At 53.2% G+C, this 17833-nt stretch carries 15 protein-coding genes; all 15 read right to left on the bottom strand.

Features of this window, described 5'->3' with window-relative positions:
- Nucleotides 1–21: 21 nt before the first annotated feature.
- Entirely contained in the window at nt 22–846 is an 825-nt protein-coding gene (locus AB1656_06770) for a cytidylate kinase family protein (protein ID MEW6235072.1), read from the bottom strand.
- Between the two features lie 221 nt (nt 847–1067).
- Complete coding sequence (locus tag AB1656_06765; protein ID MEW6235071.1) at nt 1068–2801, bottom strand: IS1634 family transposase; 1734 nt, start codon at nt 2799–2801, stop codon at nt 1068–1070.
- A gap of 324 nt (nt 2802–3125) precedes the next feature.
- The gene (gene dsrP / locus AB1656_06760) at nt 3126–4277 is read right to left on the bottom strand and encodes a sulfate reduction electron transfer complex DsrMKJOP subunit DsrP (protein MEW6235070.1); all 1152 of its coding nucleotides are present in this window, start codon (nt 4275–4277) and stop codon (nt 3126–3128) included.
- A gap of 10 nt (nt 4278–4287) precedes the next feature.
- Nucleotides 4288–5082 (bottom strand): sulfate reduction electron transfer complex DsrMKJOP subunit DsrO, encoded by a 795-nt coding sequence (gene dsrO / locus AB1656_06755; protein ID MEW6235069.1) that lies wholly within the window; start codon nt 5080–5082, stop codon nt 4288–4290.
- A 5-nt stretch (nt 5083–5087) separates the two neighbouring features.
- The gene (gene dsrJ, locus AB1656_06750; GenBank protein MEW6235068.1) at nt 5088–5471 is read right to left on the bottom strand and encodes a sulfate reduction electron transfer complex DsrMKJOP subunit DsrJ; all 384 of its coding nucleotides are present in this window, start codon (nt 5469–5471) and stop codon (nt 5088–5090) included.
- A complete protein-coding gene (gene dsrK, locus AB1656_06745; GenBank protein ID MEW6235067.1) occupies nt 5468–7102 on the bottom strand; it encodes a sulfate reduction electron transfer complex DsrMKJOP subunit DsrK in 1635 nt (544 codons plus the stop codon). Before dsrK ends, dsrJ begins: the two co-directional genes overlap by 4 nt.
- A 172-nt stretch (nt 7103–7274) precedes the next feature.
- On the bottom strand, nt 7275–8294 hold the full coding sequence (gene dsrM / locus AB1656_06740; GenBank protein ID MEW6235066.1) for a sulfate reduction electron transfer complex DsrMKJOP subunit DsrM: 1020 nt from the start codon (nt 8292–8294) through the stop codon (nt 7275–7277).
- Nucleotides 8291–8857 (bottom strand): RsbRD N-terminal domain-containing protein, encoded by a 567-nt coding sequence (locus AB1656_06735; GenBank protein ID MEW6235065.1) that lies wholly within the window; start codon nt 8855–8857, stop codon nt 8291–8293. The genes dsrM and AB1656_06735 overlap by 4 nt, the downstream gene beginning before the upstream one ends.
- Before the next feature lie 177 nt (nt 8858–9034).
- Entirely contained in the window at nt 9035–9352 is a 318-nt protein-coding gene (locus AB1656_06730; GenBank protein MEW6235064.1) for a TusE/DsrC/DsvC family sulfur relay protein, read from the bottom strand.
- Nucleotides 9353–9454: 102 nt separating this feature from the next.
- A complete protein-coding gene (locus AB1656_06725; protein ID MEW6235063.1) occupies nt 9455–10879 on the bottom strand; it encodes a cobyrinate a,c-diamide synthase in 1425 nt (474 codons plus the stop codon).
- A gap of 39 nt (nt 10880–10918) precedes the next feature.
- Nucleotides 10919–11173, bottom strand: coding sequence for a hypothetical protein (locus AB1656_06720; GenBank protein ID MEW6235062.1), 255 nt, complete (start codon nt 11171–11173; stop codon nt 10919–10921).
- Nucleotides 11174–11186: 13 nt separating this feature from the next.
- Nucleotides 11187–12263 carry a dissimilatory-type sulfite reductase subunit beta gene (gene dsrB / locus AB1656_06715; GenBank protein MEW6235061.1) on the bottom strand — a complete coding sequence of 359 codons (1077 nt, stop codon included), beginning with the start codon at nt 12261–12263 and terminating at the stop codon, nt 11187–11189.
- Nucleotides 12264–12322: 59 nt separating this feature from the next.
- Nucleotides 12323–13531, bottom strand: a complete 1209-nt coding sequence (gene dsrA, locus AB1656_06710) for a dissimilatory-type sulfite reductase subunit alpha (protein MEW6235060.1) — start codon at nt 13529–13531, stop codon at nt 12323–12325.
- 463 nt (nt 13532–13994) lie between these two features.
- Complete coding sequence (locus tag AB1656_06705; protein MEW6235059.1) at nt 13995–15680, bottom strand: NAD(P)-binding protein; 1686 nt, start codon at nt 15678–15680, stop codon at nt 13995–13997.
- Between the two features lie 411 nt (nt 15681–16091).
- A complete protein-coding gene (locus tag AB1656_06700) occupies nt 16092–17813 on the bottom strand; it encodes an FAD-dependent oxidoreductase (protein ID MEW6235058.1) in 1722 nt (573 codons plus the stop codon).
- Nucleotides 17814–17833 lie beyond the last annotated feature (20 nt).

Genomic DNA, 17833 nt, shown 5'->3' with positions numbered 1-17833 from the left:
TCCTATTATGGAAATCGATGTCTAGCGCAACACTCCCCCCATGCGGTCGATCAAATCTTCATCCATATGAATTTCGATTTTTTTTACGTCCGGAAAGGCTTCGAGGCGTTCCCGGATAAGCGCTTGATTCTTCTCTTTCGCCCGCCCCATCGTCTTGGCGTGAACAAAAACAGCGCCCTCTTCGCTGTGCGCTCGGATTTCGGGATCGAGATCGATCAAACAGGCGGTCGCCCGGTAAGCCAACTCTTTATTGCGTATGCACTGCATCGAATAGGTCATCGGCTGATATTTTTTTTCGCGGGCGGCCTCTGCGATTTGTTCGACGGTTTCATCCACGCCGATCCGGCTGACATCAATGATCCGATCGAACAAGTTAGGATCGGAAGCGTCCATCCCGAAAAAGAGAGAGGACCATTTTTTTTGATCCGCATCTTCCTTGGCGGCGATTTTTTCCGCTTTTTCCATTGAGATATTATCGCGATCCATGAGGAAAGAGATGCGGGCTTCGAGCGATACGATGAGGTTGACTTTCAGAATGTGGGAAACGCCTTGGGCGATGACATGCCCCGCCGGGCCATTGTAAACCAAATTGTCCCGCAGCAGAATTTCCGCCGCCGAAGCGAAAATGCAGGCGATATAACGTTTGCGCACAGCGGTGGACATGCCGAAGAAGGAAGGACCGTGATGGAGAGCGTAAGATAGTTTTTCCTCCGGGATATCGTATTTCTGCGAAGCGAGAGACAACGTTTCCCGACCCGCGAAGTTATAACCCAACTTCTCCGCCGCATTTTCCGCCAAGCCGCCCCGGATGCCGCTGGAGCCATAGGAAATCGTTACGATCGACATCTTGTTTTCCTTTAACTGTCCGGCGTTGTTTCGCTTCGTCAGCGCTGCATGTTAAGAATCTATCTGATACCATTATATAATATTATTTATGCCATATTTCACAAAAAATATACCCGGCGCAAGCAAAAAACAAGAATTTTTCTTTCTACTTGAACCTGAGTTTTCCAAGAAGCGTCTTATTCTGAATATAACTCGTTGAGAGGAAGGAAGATAGAGAGGGATTAGGTGTAGGGTAACCGTTGTTCTATAGAGCCGAGATCGAAAAGGTTCCACAGTTTGCGTTGAACGGAACTGCGGCGGGATATTTTCATTTCGGCGGACTGATCCTCATACACCATGACGATTTCCCGCAGATCGGTTAATTCTTCCTTCAAGACGGCGGCGCTCATGCGCAATCCCGCGCGCTCCACCTTCTGTAGCATGACTTGGATCAAAAGCAGCGCCATGACGCAACAAAATCCAGAGGCGCGAATCTTGGTATCCGTCCAATGACGAGCCGGACGCCAGCGAATCAATTCGGGATTTTTCAACAGTTTGAAATCCTGTTCAATCCGATCCTTGCTGCGATATTGCGTAATGATCCACGCGCTCTCGGCCTCCGGATTGCTGCAGAACAACAAATTTTTACCAAACCGTTGGCGCTGGCCCGCCGCCGCCTCTGTTTCCGAAATCGCGAGTTTTCCTTTGCGATAGGTCGCGGCGAGATATTTTCCATAGCGGCTCTCCTCCATCAAGCGAACGATCCCGGCCGGAACGCGCGGGGGTTTGCGTTTGTAGGATTCCCACTTTTCCATAATTCGCCGTTTAAGTTTCTCGATTCCGTTCTGCAGAGAGTGTTCCTGTTTTTTCGCCAGTTGGGAATTGTAGGTCAGCACCAGCACGCAATCGACGCCGAACACGGCGCGTCGGCAACGGTAATAGCGAACCGCTTCGGCCTCTCCCGTATAATTTCCCAACGGGAGTTGCAGAAGATCGGGAAAATGGGAAGGAACCAGACTGCCCACCCAATGCAGTTTTCCCTGCAAAGCGGCGAAATTTTCCGGCGAATTGTTGCCCTTGTCCAACACCAGCACTAACTTCTCGATCTGACGAAACCCCGCCCGCAGCTGCGCGAGGAGTTCCTCCACAACGCCCGCGAAGGTTTGACTGTCATGCGCGTTTCCCCGATACAATCGGTGAAACAAAGGGATTCCCCATTCCTTCTCGACGCACAGAGCCAAGCCCACCTGCTTGCAATGATGATGACAATCCTTATTATGGCCGGTCTGCGGCAAAAGCGCGCGAACCGGTTCCTCGATATAGGTGAAAAAGTTGGTCGTGTCATAGAAGAAAATCTCTTGCGACAGATCGTAATGCGAAGGCAAGTTTTGCAGGAGTTCTTCTTCGATCGTTCGGAACGTGGAATCGTCCAATCCGGCGAACAGATCGTCGGCCGCGTCGGGTTCCTTCCTGCGCCGCTCCCGCAACTCGCGCTCGCTGATGACGTCGTCCGCCGCGTACCAAAAGGTTTTGCTGGTCAAACGTTGAGGATCGAAGCCGAGCAGATCGGGCAAGATGGTGGTTTGCGCCCACTCGCCCATGCGCCGCTTGCTGGTGGCGTGCTGCAGCCGGTTGATGATGGGGAGAAGGAAATACAGCCAGCGAGGGAGGCCGAAGCGTTCGCCGGGGATGTGTTGGCGCAGGAGAGAAACGAGTCCGATCTCGACGGCGGTCTGATAGATCGCCGCCGCAAAGCCGAATTCCCGATGACGGATTTCCAGGGGCGATCGGCCGCTTTTCAACTGGCGGAAAATCGATTCGGCGGTTCCCAGATAGATGGATTGGGTGCGCACGCGGCTCTTTCCCGAGCCGCGCGCCTTGCCGTGGTCGCGGGGATTGATCTTTTCGCGCCAAGTGCGCTGGTAGTAGTAATAGGTGGTTCCTCGAATGGTTTTGGGGTAAAGGTGTCCGACCATGTTCGTCTCCCAATAAATAACACTACATTTTATATAATATACCTGCATTTGCAGCCTGTCAATAGCCTAATTATTAACACTACACTAATGAAGACGCTAACTCCAATTGTTAGAATGAGTTATTATTAAAAATTATTTCGCAATGGAAAACTCAGGTTGAATCCCTCCCTGGAGGCCAAGCCGTTGCGTTAAGAATTTAGGGCATCCCCAAAAGGATGCCCTGTTTTCCAATGCTAAGACGGATTATTTGCTGGCATCCTGCATCTATCAAAGAAAATATTCCATTTTAATCATGGAACATGACAGGATTGAATAGGTTTGCGATTAGATTTCTTCCCTGACTGTAAGAGCGATTTTATAGAGTACAGTCAGAATCAAGAATCCGATCGCCCAAACGCCCAACGAGATCATTAATTCCGGCGCTGTGGGCCAATATTCGGTTACGTTCCCTACCGGTGAAGGGACGAATCCCGCCACGACCATCGCCAATCCTTTATCGATCCATAAAGAGATGAAAGTCCCGGCGCAAGCGGCGGTGAGGATGCTTTCGTTTCGACGAGTGGAGGGAACAATCAACAGGACGAGAGAGACGATGCCCAGAATTTCCGATGTCCACATCCAGGGGACGAGATTGCGGGCGCCGTCGATGCCGAAAAAGAGATAGCGGAAGTGAATCGTATGTTCGGGCATATCGCTGTAAAAGGCGGTGAAGATTTCCATCAAGACGAAAAAGAGGTTGGCCGCCATCGCATAGGTTATGATAAGCGCCAACTTCTGGATTGGCTCCTTACCAGCGTCGAAGCGGGTAACGCGGCGCAGAATCAGGCAGAGGAGAATCAACAAGGCGGGACCGCCCGAGAACGCCGAAGCGAGAAAGCGCGGGGCCAAAATCGCCGTCAGCCAGAAGGGGCGGGCGCCCAGGCCGCAGTAGATGAAAGCCGTTACGGTATGGATGCTGACGGCCCAAGGAATGGAAAGGTAGATGATCGGCTTGATCCATTTCGGAGGCTCTAAGCCTTTGCGCTCCGAATCCAGCATAACGCGCGAAATGATTACGTTGAGAAAGAGATAACCGTTGAGTACAATCAAGTCCCAAAAAAGGATCGAGTTCGGCGTGGGATATAAAATCATATTGACCATCCGCATCGGCTGCCCCAAATCAGCGAGGACGAAGAGGATGCACATGGTGACGGAAGAGATCGCCAAAAATTCGCCGAGAATCGTGATTTTGCCGAACGCCTTGAAATTGTGAAGATAGTACGGCAATACGACCATGACCGCCGAGGCGGCCACGCCGACGAGGAAAGTAAACTGGGCGATATAGAATCCCCAAGTTACGTCGCGGCTCATGCCGGTGATGCCCAAGCCGTAGTGAAGCTGACGCAGGTAGCAAAGAAATCCGATTCCGATGACGGCCGCCAGAAAGGCGATCCATCCCCAATAGCGTCGTGAGCCTTTAAGAGCATTTTCTAACATCGTTCGTTCCCTATACGATATAGTACACTTCCGGTTGCGTGCCCAAGCCGGGCTTGCGGCGGATGCTGAAGTTTTCCCGCAGCAGTTTGCGCACTTCCGATTCGGGATCGTCCAAATCGCCGAAAACCAGCGCGGCTTGCTTGCAGCCCTCTACGCAGGCGGGCTTGAGGCCCTTGGCGAGCCGCTCGTCGCAGAAAGTGCATTTTTCCACTACGCCTTTCATCCGCGTCGGGAAGGCGGGATTTTGTTCTTTGATATACGGTTTTCCCTCGGCGTCCGCGCCGCGTGGATCGCGCCAGTTGAAACTGCGGGAGCCGTAGGGGCAGGCGGCGATGCAATAGCGGCACCCGATGCAGCGATGCCAATCCATCATGACGATGCCGTCCTGCCGCTTCCATGTAGCCTGGGTGGGGCAGACGCGCACGCAAGGCGGATTGTCGCAATGGTTGCAGAGAAGCGGCGCGGAGGCGTGGAGCAAATCATCGGGAACGAATTCGTTCTCCTGATCGGGAAAAGCCTTTTCGTAAGGTTCTCTCCAAATCCACTTGATTTCGTCTTTGGGATTTCCGAAGTCGGGAACGTTATGAACGCTGTGGCAAGCGTGGATGCAATCTTTGCAGCCGTTGTCCTTTTTGCATTTCTTTAGGTCAACGGCCATCGCCCATCGCTTGCCGTGGAGCGCATTATCCATAGGGGAGAATTTGGCTTCGCTCTGAGCAAGCGCGTCCATCGCTTCTTTCCCCGCCGCTCCGCCCAAGGCGGCCAGCCCGGTTATTTTGATAAAATTTCTTCGATCGACAGCCATCGCATTTACTCCGTAGGGGCGATATGACAATCCCAGCAGTACGGTTTGACCGCCATGTAGTCGTGGCATTGGTCGCAAAATCGGGTCTTGTTGGGATGGCATTTCAAGCAAGTATTGGTAAGGCTCATCTCGAACTTCGCGCCGTTTTCGGAAGAGAGATAGAGGCGCATATCGCTGCGAACCACGGCGTCGCGCCATTGGTTCAACAGGTCCATGTGCTGCGTCCGCATGTATTCTTTCGATTCCACGCACTGCTTCTCTTGCGCCGGGAGTTCAGGTTTGGGAGCGCCCTCGCCGCTGCCGAACGCCAGGTTGTACCAAACGGGAAAAGTGAAGAGAACAATGAAGACGACGATTCCCGGAACGATTTTTTCCTTGTCGTAGATCATGGCTGCGATTCTCCTTGGCCGCCGTTGGTTTTGATGGGAGTTCCGCGAAGGTCCGTGGCGCGTTCGTTTTCTCCCTTCATAATCAAGGCGTTGCCCACCAATTCGTGAACGCCGCAAACATCCACGTCTGGAACCCAATATTTTAGAAGGTCCGGCAGAGTGGCCTTGTCGATGGCGCAGATGCAGGACAACACGTTGACGCCGTGCTTGTCGCGCACGTATTTCACGGCGTTGGCGCGGGGCAAGCCGCCGCGCAGACGCATCTCCAGATTTTCGTCCGTGCCCAGGCCGGAGCCGCTGCCGCAGCAGAAGGTTTGTTCTTTGATGGTATTTTCCGGCATTTCGTAAAAATAATTGCAGGCGTTGCGCAGGATATAGCGAGGCTCTTCGATCAAGCCCATCGCCCGCGCCGGATTGCAGGAATCGTGGAACGTAACTTTCCAATGATCGTTGCGGCGGGGATCTAGTTTGATCTTGCCGTTCTGGATCAAGTCGGCGGTGAATTCGCAAATGTGGACCATCTTGGTCGACTTCGCATTTTCGAAGCGGGTTCCTGTGATGGGAGAGACAGGTTCCTCCAAAAAGTCGGCTGGGCCGTTCATGGTGTCCATATATTGATGAAGCACGCGCCACATATGGCCGCACTCGCAGCCGAGAATCCATTTGACGCCCAGGCGCTTGGCTTCGGCGTAAATTTTGGCGTTGAGCCGCTTAATCATTTCGCGGGAATGGAAGAGGCCGAAGTTGCCGCCCTCGGAGGCGTAGGCGCTGAAAGTGAAATCAAGCCCGATTTCGTGAAAGAGCGCCAAATAACCCAAAAACGTGTAGTAATGGGGATTGCCGAAATAATCGGCTGAGGGGACGATGACGAGAACCTCGGCGCCTTTCTTGTGGATCGGCGTTTCCACCTCGACGCCGGTAACGTCCTTAAGATCGTCCGCCGCGAATTCGACGTTATCCTTGAAAGCATGGGGCGGAACGCCGAGATGGTTGCCGGTGCGGAAGCAGTTCGCCGCCGGTTCCATGATCCAGTTGATGCCGATGCCCAAAAGGCTGAGCAATTCCCGCGCGTGCATGGTGATCTCGGCGGTATCGATGCCATAGGGGCAGAAGACGGAGCAACGGCGGCATTCCGTGCATTGGAAGAAGTAGTAAAACCACTCCTTAATGACATCGACCGTCAGTTCGCGGCCTCCAGCGTATTGCCCCAGGATTTTTCCCGCCGTGGTAAAATCGTTGCGGTAGATGGAGCGCAAGAGTTCGGCGCGCAGAACGGGCATATTCTTAGGATCGCCGGAGCCGATAAAATAATGGCATTTGTCGGCGCAGGCGCCGCACCGGACGCAGATATCCATAAAGAGCCGGAACGAGCGGTATTTTTCCAAACGCTCCTTGATGCCCTCCAGGATGATTTCTTTCCAATTCTCCGGCAGTTTCCAATCTTCATCTGTTGGATGCCAGTCCCTGGGATGGGGAAGATCGAGGTATTTTGTGTTCTTCGCCGCTGCGCCGTAACACCAATTGCCTCTCTTCTTCTCGAAATCGATCGTCGGATCCATCCACGCTTTCTGCGGCGGATGGTAATCGATTCGGACGACTTCTTCGGGTTTTTTGTTGAAATGTTCCGCCATTTTGCACCGTTTCTCGATGATTCCGTTTTTTTGGCGTTATGATAAAAATCCTATGTCTTAAGATACATGAGCGCGGTGCGCCCTTCTTTAGCCTCTATATTCCGAATTTACGGGTAAAACAGGCGTCTCGCCTGTTTTTTTGAATGCAGGCGGGACGCCTGCTTTACCCTCTTTATTCCTTATCAAATTTATATCCCGCCGCTTTCATCTTATCGCGGAATTCGTGTTCCCATTCTTCGTAGGTATGAACCTTTACGGGATAATTCCACGGATTGATATGGCGCTGCATTCGGTTGTTGTTAGCCATATTTCTCGTGGGGCTGAGGAAAATCCCCGCCATGTGCATCAACTTGCTGAAGGGAAAATAGGCGATTAGCGTACACACCAAAAATAGATGAATATAAAAGAGACAACCGATGCCTGCTGGAATCGCTGGACGGAATGAAACCAATCCCATCGCCAATTCCTTGACGCCGACGATGTCCGGCTTCCACGCCGTATAGCGCATCAACATTCCCGTCAAAACGATGCCCAAGATCAACAGCAATGGAAAATAATCGGCGGGAAGCGAGATATAACGCAGTTTAGGTTCCAGCAGCCTTCTGAATAAAAGAAAAGCCAGCGCTCCCAGGATGATTAAATTGCTGATATAGAGGATGGGGACGCCGATTTGAAAAAATCCATCCAACGATTCCAGGAAGAGAACGAACGAAGGAACCGGATTGGCGAAATAACGCAAATGGCGAAGGATAATAAGCAGGAAGCACCAGTGAAACGCCAATGCGCCCAGCCATAAATATTTGCTCGTTCCATAAACCAGCCGCGGGCCGCTTTTCAATTCCGCTTTCGTATTGCGGAAGAGGGAGCGGAAGCAGAGGACTTCCAACGCCATGCGGCCAATAACGCCCAGGGTAGTGCTGGGATTATCCAATTTGCTGGATGGCATCCATTTCAACGATAATTGCTGGCCGCAGGATGTGGGGATGCGGAAAGGCTCCGGCGATTTGGCCCATTGCCAAACGCGGGCGGCAACGCCTACAAGAAAAATCAGTATCGCCATATAGGGAACGATCACTCCGAAAACGATGCGGAAAAAAGGAGTGAAGATTCCCAAAAGGATAAAAACGACGGCCGCAATGGCGAGAATCGCGTTGTTTCGCTTGGACGTGAAGAAGGCCGGCATGGAACTCATGGATTATGTCCTCCATTGCAACGATGCGCATCGGGCGCCGAACAGGAACCGCAGTCCTCATTTTCTTCCGCCCATACGGAAACCAAATGGGATCGTTCCAGAAGTTTCAACGTCCTATTTTTCACCTGGTTCGCTTTGATTTCATATATGGCTTCACGGCATTTCATATAACCGTCGAAAGCGAGAAGAGCCATACGATCGATTCGAGATTCCAACTCGCGCCATTCATCGCGACGGTCTTTTTCCTCGTCTTCTTCCCAAAGAATCTCCTTTAAAAGAAAGAGAAATTCCACGGCTTGGGAGGGAGTGAAATCCTGAACCGCCATAAGACGGACGATATCGCCGAGAGATTCCTCCGGCGCATCCGGCTCGCTTTCTTGAAGCAGCGCATCCAAAATTTTTCCGATTCCTTCGCGAAGAGTAAAGCCGATGGGATTGTTGAAACGGTCTCTTTCCTTCGTAAGAAAATGGTTGGCGTCGGAAGGGTAACAGTTCACGATCCGTTCGAACCATTTTTCCAAAATTCGCTTTTTCTTGGATGCGAGAAGCAAAAGCAGTTTCATTCTTAGGCTCTTAACGCTCAGACAGGGCAATCCCGCAGGACAAACGCATTCGCGCTGATTTCTAGGTTAGCCCGCAAGATAATTCGCTGCTCTTTTTTTATCGGATTGTCAGAGCCGGGCGATATGACGCATCCTAAAAGCATTTGCCTTATCGCCCGGCGCATCCCATAGAAAGAATTAAACGCAACCGGTCGGTTTGGGCAAACCGGCTAATTTGCATGCCCCTTTCGCAGGCCCAGAGGGGAAGAGTTCGTAGATTTTCTTCAAATCACAGTTGGTGGATTTGCAGAGTTTGCGGATCATCGGCGCTACGCCGAATTCCAGATAGTATTCGCGGATGAAGCGAATGATTTTCCAGTGATCTTCCGTCAAATCGTTAATGCTTTCCATCGGAGCGAGAGCTTTCGCCACTTCTTCGTTCCATTTATCCGATTCTTGAATGAAGCCGTCTTCGTCAAGTTCGAATTGTATGCCAGCGAGTTCTACTGTTGCCATTTTTTCTCCATCCCGTTTCTATCATCGGCTCGCCGCTTCGAAGGCGGGCGATGAGTTTTTGACGCCATTCCTTAGTAAAAGGATTGGCCGATTCTCACTTTTCTATTGCGCACTTTTTCGTTTGAACGCTCTTGCGCTTCGCATCAATCCTTCCGCCCATTCCCGAGTTCCAAGGGCGTGATGGTGACAAAAGGACGCGAGGCAGTTTTTATAAACCAATCCATCCCGCTCGCCGTCGAAGCCGAATCCTCGCGTCAGGCGAAAGGCGGCGTTCGTCATGCCGTATCGGTTTGCTTTAACGGCGCAGTAACGAAACTCATGTCCGCGCAATTCCGTTCCCACAGGGAAGAAAGGATTCTCCCTTTCTACTCGCGCCGCAGTGTAACCATGCCCTTGCGGACGTTTGGATACAGTGAAAGTTACGGGAAAAACGCCCGTCATGGGATAAGCGCTCCCCTCGGCGATCAGGGTTTCGCTCAAGTAAATCAATCCGCCGCATTCGGCCAGGACGGGAAGCCCGCCATCGATCTTCCGCCGTAAATCGGAGCGCAGGGCGGCGTTATCCGCTAGTTGCGCTCCGTGCGTTTCGGGAAAGCCGCCGCCGATATACAACGCCTCGATGGGCGGCAGCGCCGCATCTCGCATGGAGTGAATTTCGACGAGTTGCGCACCCCGTTCTTCCAACGCTTCCAGGTTTTCGGGATAGTAGAAATGAAACGCTTCGTCTCTTACGATCCCAATGCGAATTTCTTCATTCTGCGTTGAAACGAATAATTCTCTTTTTCGTACAGCCGCCTCCAACGGCGGCGCGTAGGCGGCGATTTTTAAAATCGCTTCTATATCGATGTTCTGCGCTGCGCATTCCGCCAATCGATCCACTGTTTCCTGCGGCGTCGAATGCTCGGCGGGCGGGTGCAATCCCAAATGGCGTTCGTCGAAGGCGAAATCGCGCAGTCTGGGAAACGCGCCTAGTACGGGAAGCCCCGTTTCTTTTTCCACCGCCGCCCGGATCACAGCTTCCTGCCGCGAGGAGGCGATTTGATTCAGAATCGCGCCGCGCAACGGCAAGCTTGGCTCCATGAGTTTGCAGCCTAGAACCATCGCCGCCGCCGTGCGCGTGGTTTTCGAACAATCCACAGCGAGGATTGTCGGCGTTCCGGATTGCATCGCCAATTCGGCGGCGCTATACGTTCCGTTCTCGTCCATGCCGTCGAACAGGCCGCGGTTGCCTTCGACGACTGCGATATCGCCCTCTCGGCCATATTCCGCCATCGAACCCAGAATTTGTTCGCGGCTCATGAGATAAGCGTCAAGATTGCGGCATGGACGGCCCGCCGCCAGAGCGAGCCATTGCGGGTCGATATAATCCGGTCCTTTTTTAAAAGGGACAGGTCTGAGTCCCCGTTGCCGCAGCGCGCCAATCATTCCGATCGTTACGACCGTCTTTCCCGACCCGCCGCGCAAACCGCAGAGGATGACGCGAGGGCCAAGAGAAACCATCGCGCCATCCTGAGGCTTTTCCATCATCTGCAATCCGCAGCGGCAAGAACCAAGACATTCGACGCCTTAGCCTTTCGCCGCTCCTTCTTCATGAGGGATCTCGATGAACGATCCGCCGAAGTAGGTATAAACGCACCGGCTCGAATCGATGAGCGACTTGATCGCCTCTTTGCATAGTTTTTTGTCGCAACGGTCGGCGCCGAAATGTTCGATCATGGCCTTCTGCAAATCCATGGGTTTCAATTTCTTTTCTCCCATGGCGCTCTTGATCATGTTGTACATGGCGTCGGCGACTTGTTCCACCGTTAATTCGTCTGCCATTTCGTCACCTCTCCTAGAAGCGCAAGTGAGCGGACCGCTTGTAAGAGAGACCGGCGTACTTGAAGTCGTCGATATGCTCTTTGCGGAACTCGAAGCCGGTCAATTCGAAGAACCGGGGCCAACCGATTCGTTCGATCCACTCGCCCATGCGCTCGAATTTGCGGGCGTTGGCCGCCCAGACATCTACGATCTTCGAAACCGCTTCCACGACTTCCGGCCAGTTGGGCGGATTGTTGGGAAGGAACGGAACCGCCAGTTTGGAGAACATCGGTTCGTGGCGAGCATTGGATACTTTGCCGCCAACCCAGATGGAGACGCCGTCGTTGAGGGGATCGTTCAACGTCATGGCGGGGCAGACCGTGAAGCAGTTCGCGCAGAACATGCACCGGTCTTCGTCCACTTCGACGGACTTTTTGCCGTCGATGACAGCCGGGCGGATAGCCGCCGTGGGACATGACGCGACAACGCTGGGAATTTCGCAAATCTGCGGCAGCCGCTCGTTATTGATTTTCGGCGGGCGGCGGTGAACGCCGAGAATGGCGATGTCCGAGCAATGGACGGCGCCGCACATATTGAGGCAGCAGGCCAAGGCGATGCGCAGCTTGCCAGGGAGTTTCAACGCTTCGAAATGTTTGCACATGGCGTCCATAACGTTCTTGACGATGCCGGACGCATCCGTGGCGGCGGAATGGCAATGCACCCAGCCTTGAGTATGCACGATATTGGAAATCGTGTTGCCAATGCCGCCGACAGGGAAGCCTAATGCTTTCGCATCCGCGATCAACGAATCGATTTTCGATTCGTCCGTCAGCAAAAACTCCACGTTGTTGCGGCTGGTGAAGCGCAGATGGCCGTCGCAATATTTATCCGCGAGATCGCAGAAATCCCGGATCGTATAAATGCTGAGCAAGCGCGGAGAGCCGCAGCGCACGGTATAGATTTTATCGCCGGACTCCGCCACATGAACCATGACGCCAGGCTTCAAAATTTCATGATAACGCCACTTCCCATAATTCTTCTTAATAACGGGGGGAAGAAATTGATCGTATTTGGGCGGGCCGATGTCGGTAATTCGTTCCGTTTGGGACATCAGTTATATTCCTCCTAAGTATTTTCGAGCTCGATTCCCATCGATGCCGTTGCGGCGAATTATTCTTCGCCTGCTTCCTCTTCGTCGTCGCCTTCTTCGAAGTACTCTTCATAGAAGATGTACGGATTGTCTCGCGGATACGCTACTTGATAGGGGCTAGGCTCGATATCGATCGCTTCGAGGAAGTTCCCCATTCCGACGCGCTTAATGAACTCGCCAACGCGTTCGCGCGATTTTCCTTCTTCGCACCAGAGGTCCCAAATCTTCTCGCAAAGGTCTTTGAGTTCCTGGTAGGGAGGCTCCATTTTCATGAAGGGGATGAGTACGGAGGAAAGTTGCGCGCCTTCGACGATCGGCGCCTTCGATCCGAGCATAATGCAGGCGCCGCGATCTTTGCCGGGCCGCAAAGCTTTGGGCATGGCGTTGATGCAGTGCATGCATCTCGTGCAGGAGCGATTGTCGATATCCAGTTTTTGGCCGTCCCAATCCATGCACTTGGCGGGGCAGTTGCCGCAAACATCTTTCTGAATATTCAAGCCTTTATCGGAGTATTCCTTGACGGCGGATTGATCGACCTGGATGTCGTCCCTCCAGGTGCCGATGATCGACATATCGGCCCGCGCTACGGAAGCGACGCAGTCGTTGGGGCAGCCCGCGCATTTGAATTTGAACTTGTAGGGGAAAGCGGGCCGGTGCAGCTCGTCCTGGTACGTCATCGTGAGGTCGTAGCACAGGGCGAGGGTATCGTAGCAAGCCCATTCGCAACGCGCAGGTCCTACGCAGGCGCTGGGCGTACGCACGTCGGAGCCGGAACCGCCCAGGTCGAAGCCTTCTTTGGTCAATTCCGAAAAGATCGGCTCCAGTTCTTCCGTCCGAGTTCCGAGAAGAACGATATCGCCGGTGGAGCCGTGCATGTTCGTCAAGCCCGAACCATGCTTTTCCCAGATGTCGCAGATGGTTCGCAGCGCCTTCGAGGTGTAAAACCAACCCGTAGGCATATTGATGCGCATGGTATGGAAATGTTCCACATTGGGAAATTTATCCGGAACATCCGTATAACGTCCGATGACGCCGCCGCCGTATCCCAAAACGCCGACGATTCCACCATGCTTCCAGTGCCCGATTTTCTCCGTATAAGAGAGTTCGAGCAGACCGAGAAGGTCCTTGCTCATAGGACTCTTCTCAGCCGCCCGTTTGATTTCCCGAACGAAACTGGGCCAAGGTCCCTTGTCCAGTTTGTCCAATTTGGGCGTTTGTCCGTTCGCCATATTCTTGCTAACCTCCCTTGCTGAGTTTAGGCGGTATGATCCGTCATTATGATTTCGTCGTTACAATTGTCTTAGGGAAGGTTAATGCGCAGAATTAGAACGATGCGCCATCCCATTCCGCGCAACCAACGCTGGAGGAAAAGAAGAAATCATCCGCCGCTTCGATCTCTGCGAAACGGAATTTTCTCCTTAATCCTACTCCCCTTTATGCAAATTCCATTCGATGCGAAAACGCAATCAATTCACTCGAAACATACTACAAATAGAGCCTCTTGCAAAATTCCATTATTCCTCCCTCAAGCCTGGGGGAGGCTAGGAGGGGGTTGTTTTACGTCTAATAAAATCAACCCCCCTCTAAACTCCCCCCAAGCATGGGGGGAGAATTAAAAAAGCGGACCTTATCATTTTTGCAAGAGCCTCAATAGTTAATTAATCGTTTCCATCCCTGCCGCCGCCGTCCTGGTCATTCCATCTCAATATAACCGCATGGACATTCTTCGGCGCACTTCTTGCAGCCCTGGCAAAATTCCATTTTAAATTTATAAACGCCGAACGGTTCCAAGGGCTTGACGATGGCGTTGTCTTGACAGAATTTCCAACAAGTTCCGCAATCGAAGCAGGACGCGCAGCTCATACAGCGCATGGCTTCGGCGAGAGTTTCTTCTTGCGTTAGGCCTTTTTCCACTTCCACCCACGGATTCTTCATGCGTTCTTCGGGCGCAAGGGAAGAACCTTCATGCCGCTCCTTCGGCTCGTAAAAATCGAGTTTCATCTTATCGTGAGTGATGATGGGCAGTTTCAATTCCGGTTCGGGCGTTATCCCGCGCAGGTTGCAATGAATCAACTCCGCCGCCCGGCGTCCGTGATGGATGGCGATCGTCGCCAATCCCAGCGCAATAGCGTCGCCTCCGGCGAAGACGTTTTCTTCCTTGGTGACGCCATGTTCGTCCGCCTTGATCCAATCCCGCCCTTCGCGCAGATTTTCAAAACCGGTAAAGTCCGGTTCCTGGCTGATAGCGGAAATGACCGTATCCGCCTCCACCGCGAATTCGCTGCCAGCAATGGGAACGGGACGGCGGCGTCCCGAAGCGTCGGGTTCGCCCAACTCCATGCGGATGCATTTCATCCCCACGGCGCGTCCATTCTCGCCGGCGATCATTTCCACCGGCGCGGCGAGAAATTCCATCTTGATGCCTTCAAGTTGGGCTTCCTTGATTTCATGCTCAATGGCTGGCATTTCGTTGATAGTGCGGCGATAAAGGATGACAGGTTCGGCGCCCAGGCGCAAAGAGACGCGGGCGGCGTCGATGGCGCTGTCGCCGCCGCCGATGACGATCACCTTTTTGCCCACGTCGATCGGCTCTTTGGCGTTCACCCGATGCAGAAACTCGGCGCCGGTTAGGACGTTGGAAGCGTCTTCGCCGGGAATGCGCAAGGGAAGTCCCTTATGCGCCCCGATGCCGACGAAGATAACGCTGTAGTTTTTCTTTAAATCTTCGTAAGGAATGTCGCGGCCAATGGCCGTATCGCATTTCAACTCGACGCCCATCTCCAGGATGCGATTGATTTCCTCGTCGAGGACCTCGCGGGGCAGCCGGTATTCGGGAATGCCGTAACGCAACATGCCGCCCGCTTTGGGAAATGCTTCGAATACCGTTACGGAATAGCCCCGGCGCGCGAGTTGATAGGCGCAAGAAAGTCCCGCCGGTCCGGCGCCGACTACGGCGATTTTTTCGTAGTAAGTTTCTTCCGTCAGTTTCTTGGGCTTCAAATTATTTATAAGCGCCCAATCGCCGAGGAAGCGTTCAATATTATTTATGCCGACGGCGCCATCCTTGTGATTGCGGTTGCATTCCGATTCGCAAGGATGAGGGCAAACCCGGCCGCATACGGCGGGAAAGGGATTTTTTTCCAAGAGAATATCCCAAGCTTTCCGGTACGACTCCTCCACGCTGATCCCTTTCTTTTCCGCTTGCGCGAGCGTGGTCAAAATATCGCGGATACTCGTATTATTGGGACAACCCTCCATGCAGGGAGGCGTTTTAGGAACGTATTTGGGCCGAAGATTGGAAGTAATTTTACCGGTGGTTTGCGCGCTGAAGCCGCCGGAACCTAGTTTCTTTTTTTCTTTCTTAACAACTTTCGCCATAGCGACCGCCTTTTACAACAAAGTTAAACAGGAATATGGGGCAGATTCGCCAATCCTGATCGATTCTCATGGGTTGGATTTTCGCAAATCATCCGCAGTTTATAAGAAAGACCGCCCGGTCTTGTAACATCTATAACCGTAAGCCATCGTTTCATTCATGCTATTGAGAGGACGGATTAGCGATCCTTCGAAAATTCGCCGCCATTTCCAACCAGCGTGAATTCCTGCGCTACGAGAAATACTAAGAAAAAACCCATTCTATATTAGAAACAAGCCATTTCACAATCATCGCCTCCGGAGAGGTCCGGCTGCGCCAATTCATTTCAAACTATCTCACTAATAACATACCATTTACCCCTCTTCTCTGTCAATCCGTTCGCTGGAGTTTCCATGAGAAAGAGAGAAATTTATCTATCGAAAATCCGCTTTCCGGCTCTGCGGATCGCGAGAAACGTAGGGCCATAGGCGCAATCCGCCGTCAAGATAGAAGGCTTTATCGAAACCCGCCGCCTTCAGCCATACCGCCGCCTCGTAACTGCGCAGCCCTTGCTGGCAAAGACAAAGAATAGTCGCCTCTTTGTTCAGTTCCGGCGAGCGCTCGCGCAACTGGCCCTGCGGAATCGGCTTCACCCGCCCATCGCCTACCGGCTGCTTGTCGATTTCCTCCGCTTCGCGCACGTCTAAAAGAATCAATCCTTCCGCCTCGGCCAATAGCCGCCGCGCCTCTATAGGCGTCAATCCTTGCGCCAAGCCGTCGAGACGATTGCGGGTGTGGTTCGCCGCTTGGATCGTTCCATCCATCGCATGGGAAAACGGCGGCGAATAGGCCAGGTCCAAATTGGCGGCTTGTTCCAAGGTTGCGCTGAATTGCAACGCCGTAGCCAGAATATCGATCCGCTTGGCGGCGTCGCCGGCGCCAACGATTTGCGCTCCCAACAACCGCCGCGTCCCGCGTTCGGCGATGAGTTTTAGTAGAAAAGCTTTATTGCCGGGATAAAAATGAACGTGATCCTGGCAAGGCGTGATCGTGGTTATAATATCATATCCCAGATCGAGAGCCTGGCGTTCCGTCAAACCCGTTTTAGCGGCGTTTATGTTCAACGCTTTGAGAATCACGGTTCCCACAACGCCGGGAAACGCATCGTCGCCGCCAGCTATATTTTCCCCTATAACGCGCCCGTGACGGTTGGCCGTGGAACCCAGCGGCGCATAAACCTGGCGGCCGGATACGCGGTGGAAGCACTCGACGCAATCGCCGCCGGCGTAGATGTCCTCGCCGCTGGTTCGCATTCGTTCATCGACGGCGATGGCGCCCGTAACTCCGAGAGACAATCCCGCCGCGCGCGCCAATTCCACGTTGGGACGAACGCCCGCCGCCACGATAACCATATCGGCGGCGATTTCCCGATCCATCGTAACAACTTTTTCGACTCTTCCCTTCCCTTCCACGCGAAGCGCCGTTTGCGACGTCAGGATTTCTATGCCGTCCCGCGTCAATTCGTCTTGAATAGAAGCCGCCATTTCCGCATCGAAGAAGGAGGGAAGAACGCGATCCGCCATTTCCAATACGACGGCGTCTACCGCATGGTTGAACAACGATTCCACCAATTCCACCCCTACCAATCCCGCCCCGATGATGACGGCGCGTTCGACGCCGCCCGCTTCGATCCTCTGCCGGATTTGAAGCGCGTCGTCGGGATGATGGAGGCAATATACTCCTTCCCGATTTATGCCTTCGATGAGAGGAATGACGGGAACGGCGCCCGTCGCCAGAACCAACTTGTCATAGGGAATCTCTTCCGTCGTCCCCGAATCCAGGCGGCGCGCCGTCACTTTTTTTTCCCGCCGGTCGATGGAAAGCGCCAAGGCGCCCAAACGCGCATCGATGTTTTTCACTTTTTGGAAAAAGACCTCATCGCGCACGGCGCCGTAAGGCGTAGAGCGCAATCCATCGATGCCGGAAACCGCTCCGCCAATGTAATAGGGCAAGCCGCAGGCGGCGTAGGAGAGAAAGCGGCCTTTTTCCAAAAGAATGATTTCCGCATTAGGATCGCGCCTTCGCGCTCGCGCCGCCGCTTTCGGCCCGCAAGCGACTCCGCCAACGATCACGATTCGCCGGGATGGTTCACCCATCGCTCTGCCCTTTTTTTGGA

It is taken from the genome of Candidatus Omnitrophota bacterium (assembly GCA_040755155.1).
Classification (GTDB): domain Bacteria; phylum Hinthialibacterota; class Hinthialibacteria; order Hinthialibacterales; family Hinthialibacteraceae; genus JBFMBP01.
Note: the sequence above shows the minus strand (reverse complement) of the source record. Positions and strands in the feature narration are given on the sequence as shown.

Bases quoted from the DNA above. Each gene is read 5' to 3' on its own strand.
- AB1656_06770 (MEW6235072.1), bottom strand. From the start codon at position 846: ATGTCGATCGTAACGATTTCCTATGGCTCCAGCGGCATCCGGGGCGGC.
- AB1656_06765 (MEW6235071.1), bottom strand. From the start codon at position 2,801: ATGGTCGGACACCTTTACCCCAAAACCATTCGAGGAACCACCTATTAC.
- dsrP (MEW6235070.1), bottom strand. From the start codon at position 4,277: ATGTTAGAAAATGCTCTTAAAGGCTCACGACGCTATTGGGGATGGATC.
- dsrO (MEW6235069.1), bottom strand. From the start codon at position 5,082: ATGGCTGTCGATCGAAGAAATTTTATCAAAATAACCGGGCTGGCCGCC.
- dsrJ (MEW6235068.1), bottom strand. From the start codon at position 5,471: ATGATCTACGACAAGGAAAAAATCGTTCCGGGAATCGTCGTCTTCATT.
- dsrK (MEW6235067.1), bottom strand. From the start codon at position 7,102: ATGGCGGAACATTTCAACAAAAAACCCGAAGAAGTCGTCCGAATCGAT.
- dsrM (MEW6235066.1), bottom strand. From the start codon at position 8,294: ATGAGTTCCATGCCGGCCTTCTTCACGTCCAAGCGAAACAACGCGATT.
- AB1656_06735 (MEW6235065.1), bottom strand. From the start codon at position 8,857: ATGAAACTGCTTTTGCTTCTCGCATCCAAGAAAAAGCGAATTTTGGAA.
- AB1656_06730 (MEW6235064.1), bottom strand. From the start codon at position 9,352: ATGGCAACAGTAGAACTCGCTGGCATACAATTCGAACTTGACGAAGAC.
- AB1656_06725 (MEW6235063.1), bottom strand. From the start codon at position 10,879: ATGATGGAAAAGCCTCAGGATGGCGCGATGGTTTCTCTTGGCCCTCGC.
- AB1656_06720 (MEW6235062.1), bottom strand. From the start codon at position 11,173: ATGGCAGACGAATTAACGGTGGAACAAGTCGCCGACGCCATGTACAAC.
- dsrB (MEW6235061.1), bottom strand. From the start codon at position 12,263: ATGTCCCAAACGGAACGAATTACCGACATCGGCCCGCCCAAATACGAT.
- dsrA (MEW6235060.1), bottom strand. From the start codon at position 13,531: ATGGCGAACGGACAAACGCCCAAATTGGACAAACTGGACAAGGGACCT.
- AB1656_06705 (MEW6235059.1), bottom strand. From the start codon at position 15,680: ATGGCGAAAGTTGTTAAGAAAGAAAAAAAGAAACTAGGTTCCGGCGGC.
- AB1656_06700 (MEW6235058.1), bottom strand. From the start codon at position 17,813: ATGGGTGAACCATCCCGGCGAATCGTGATCGTTGGCGGAGTCGCTTGC.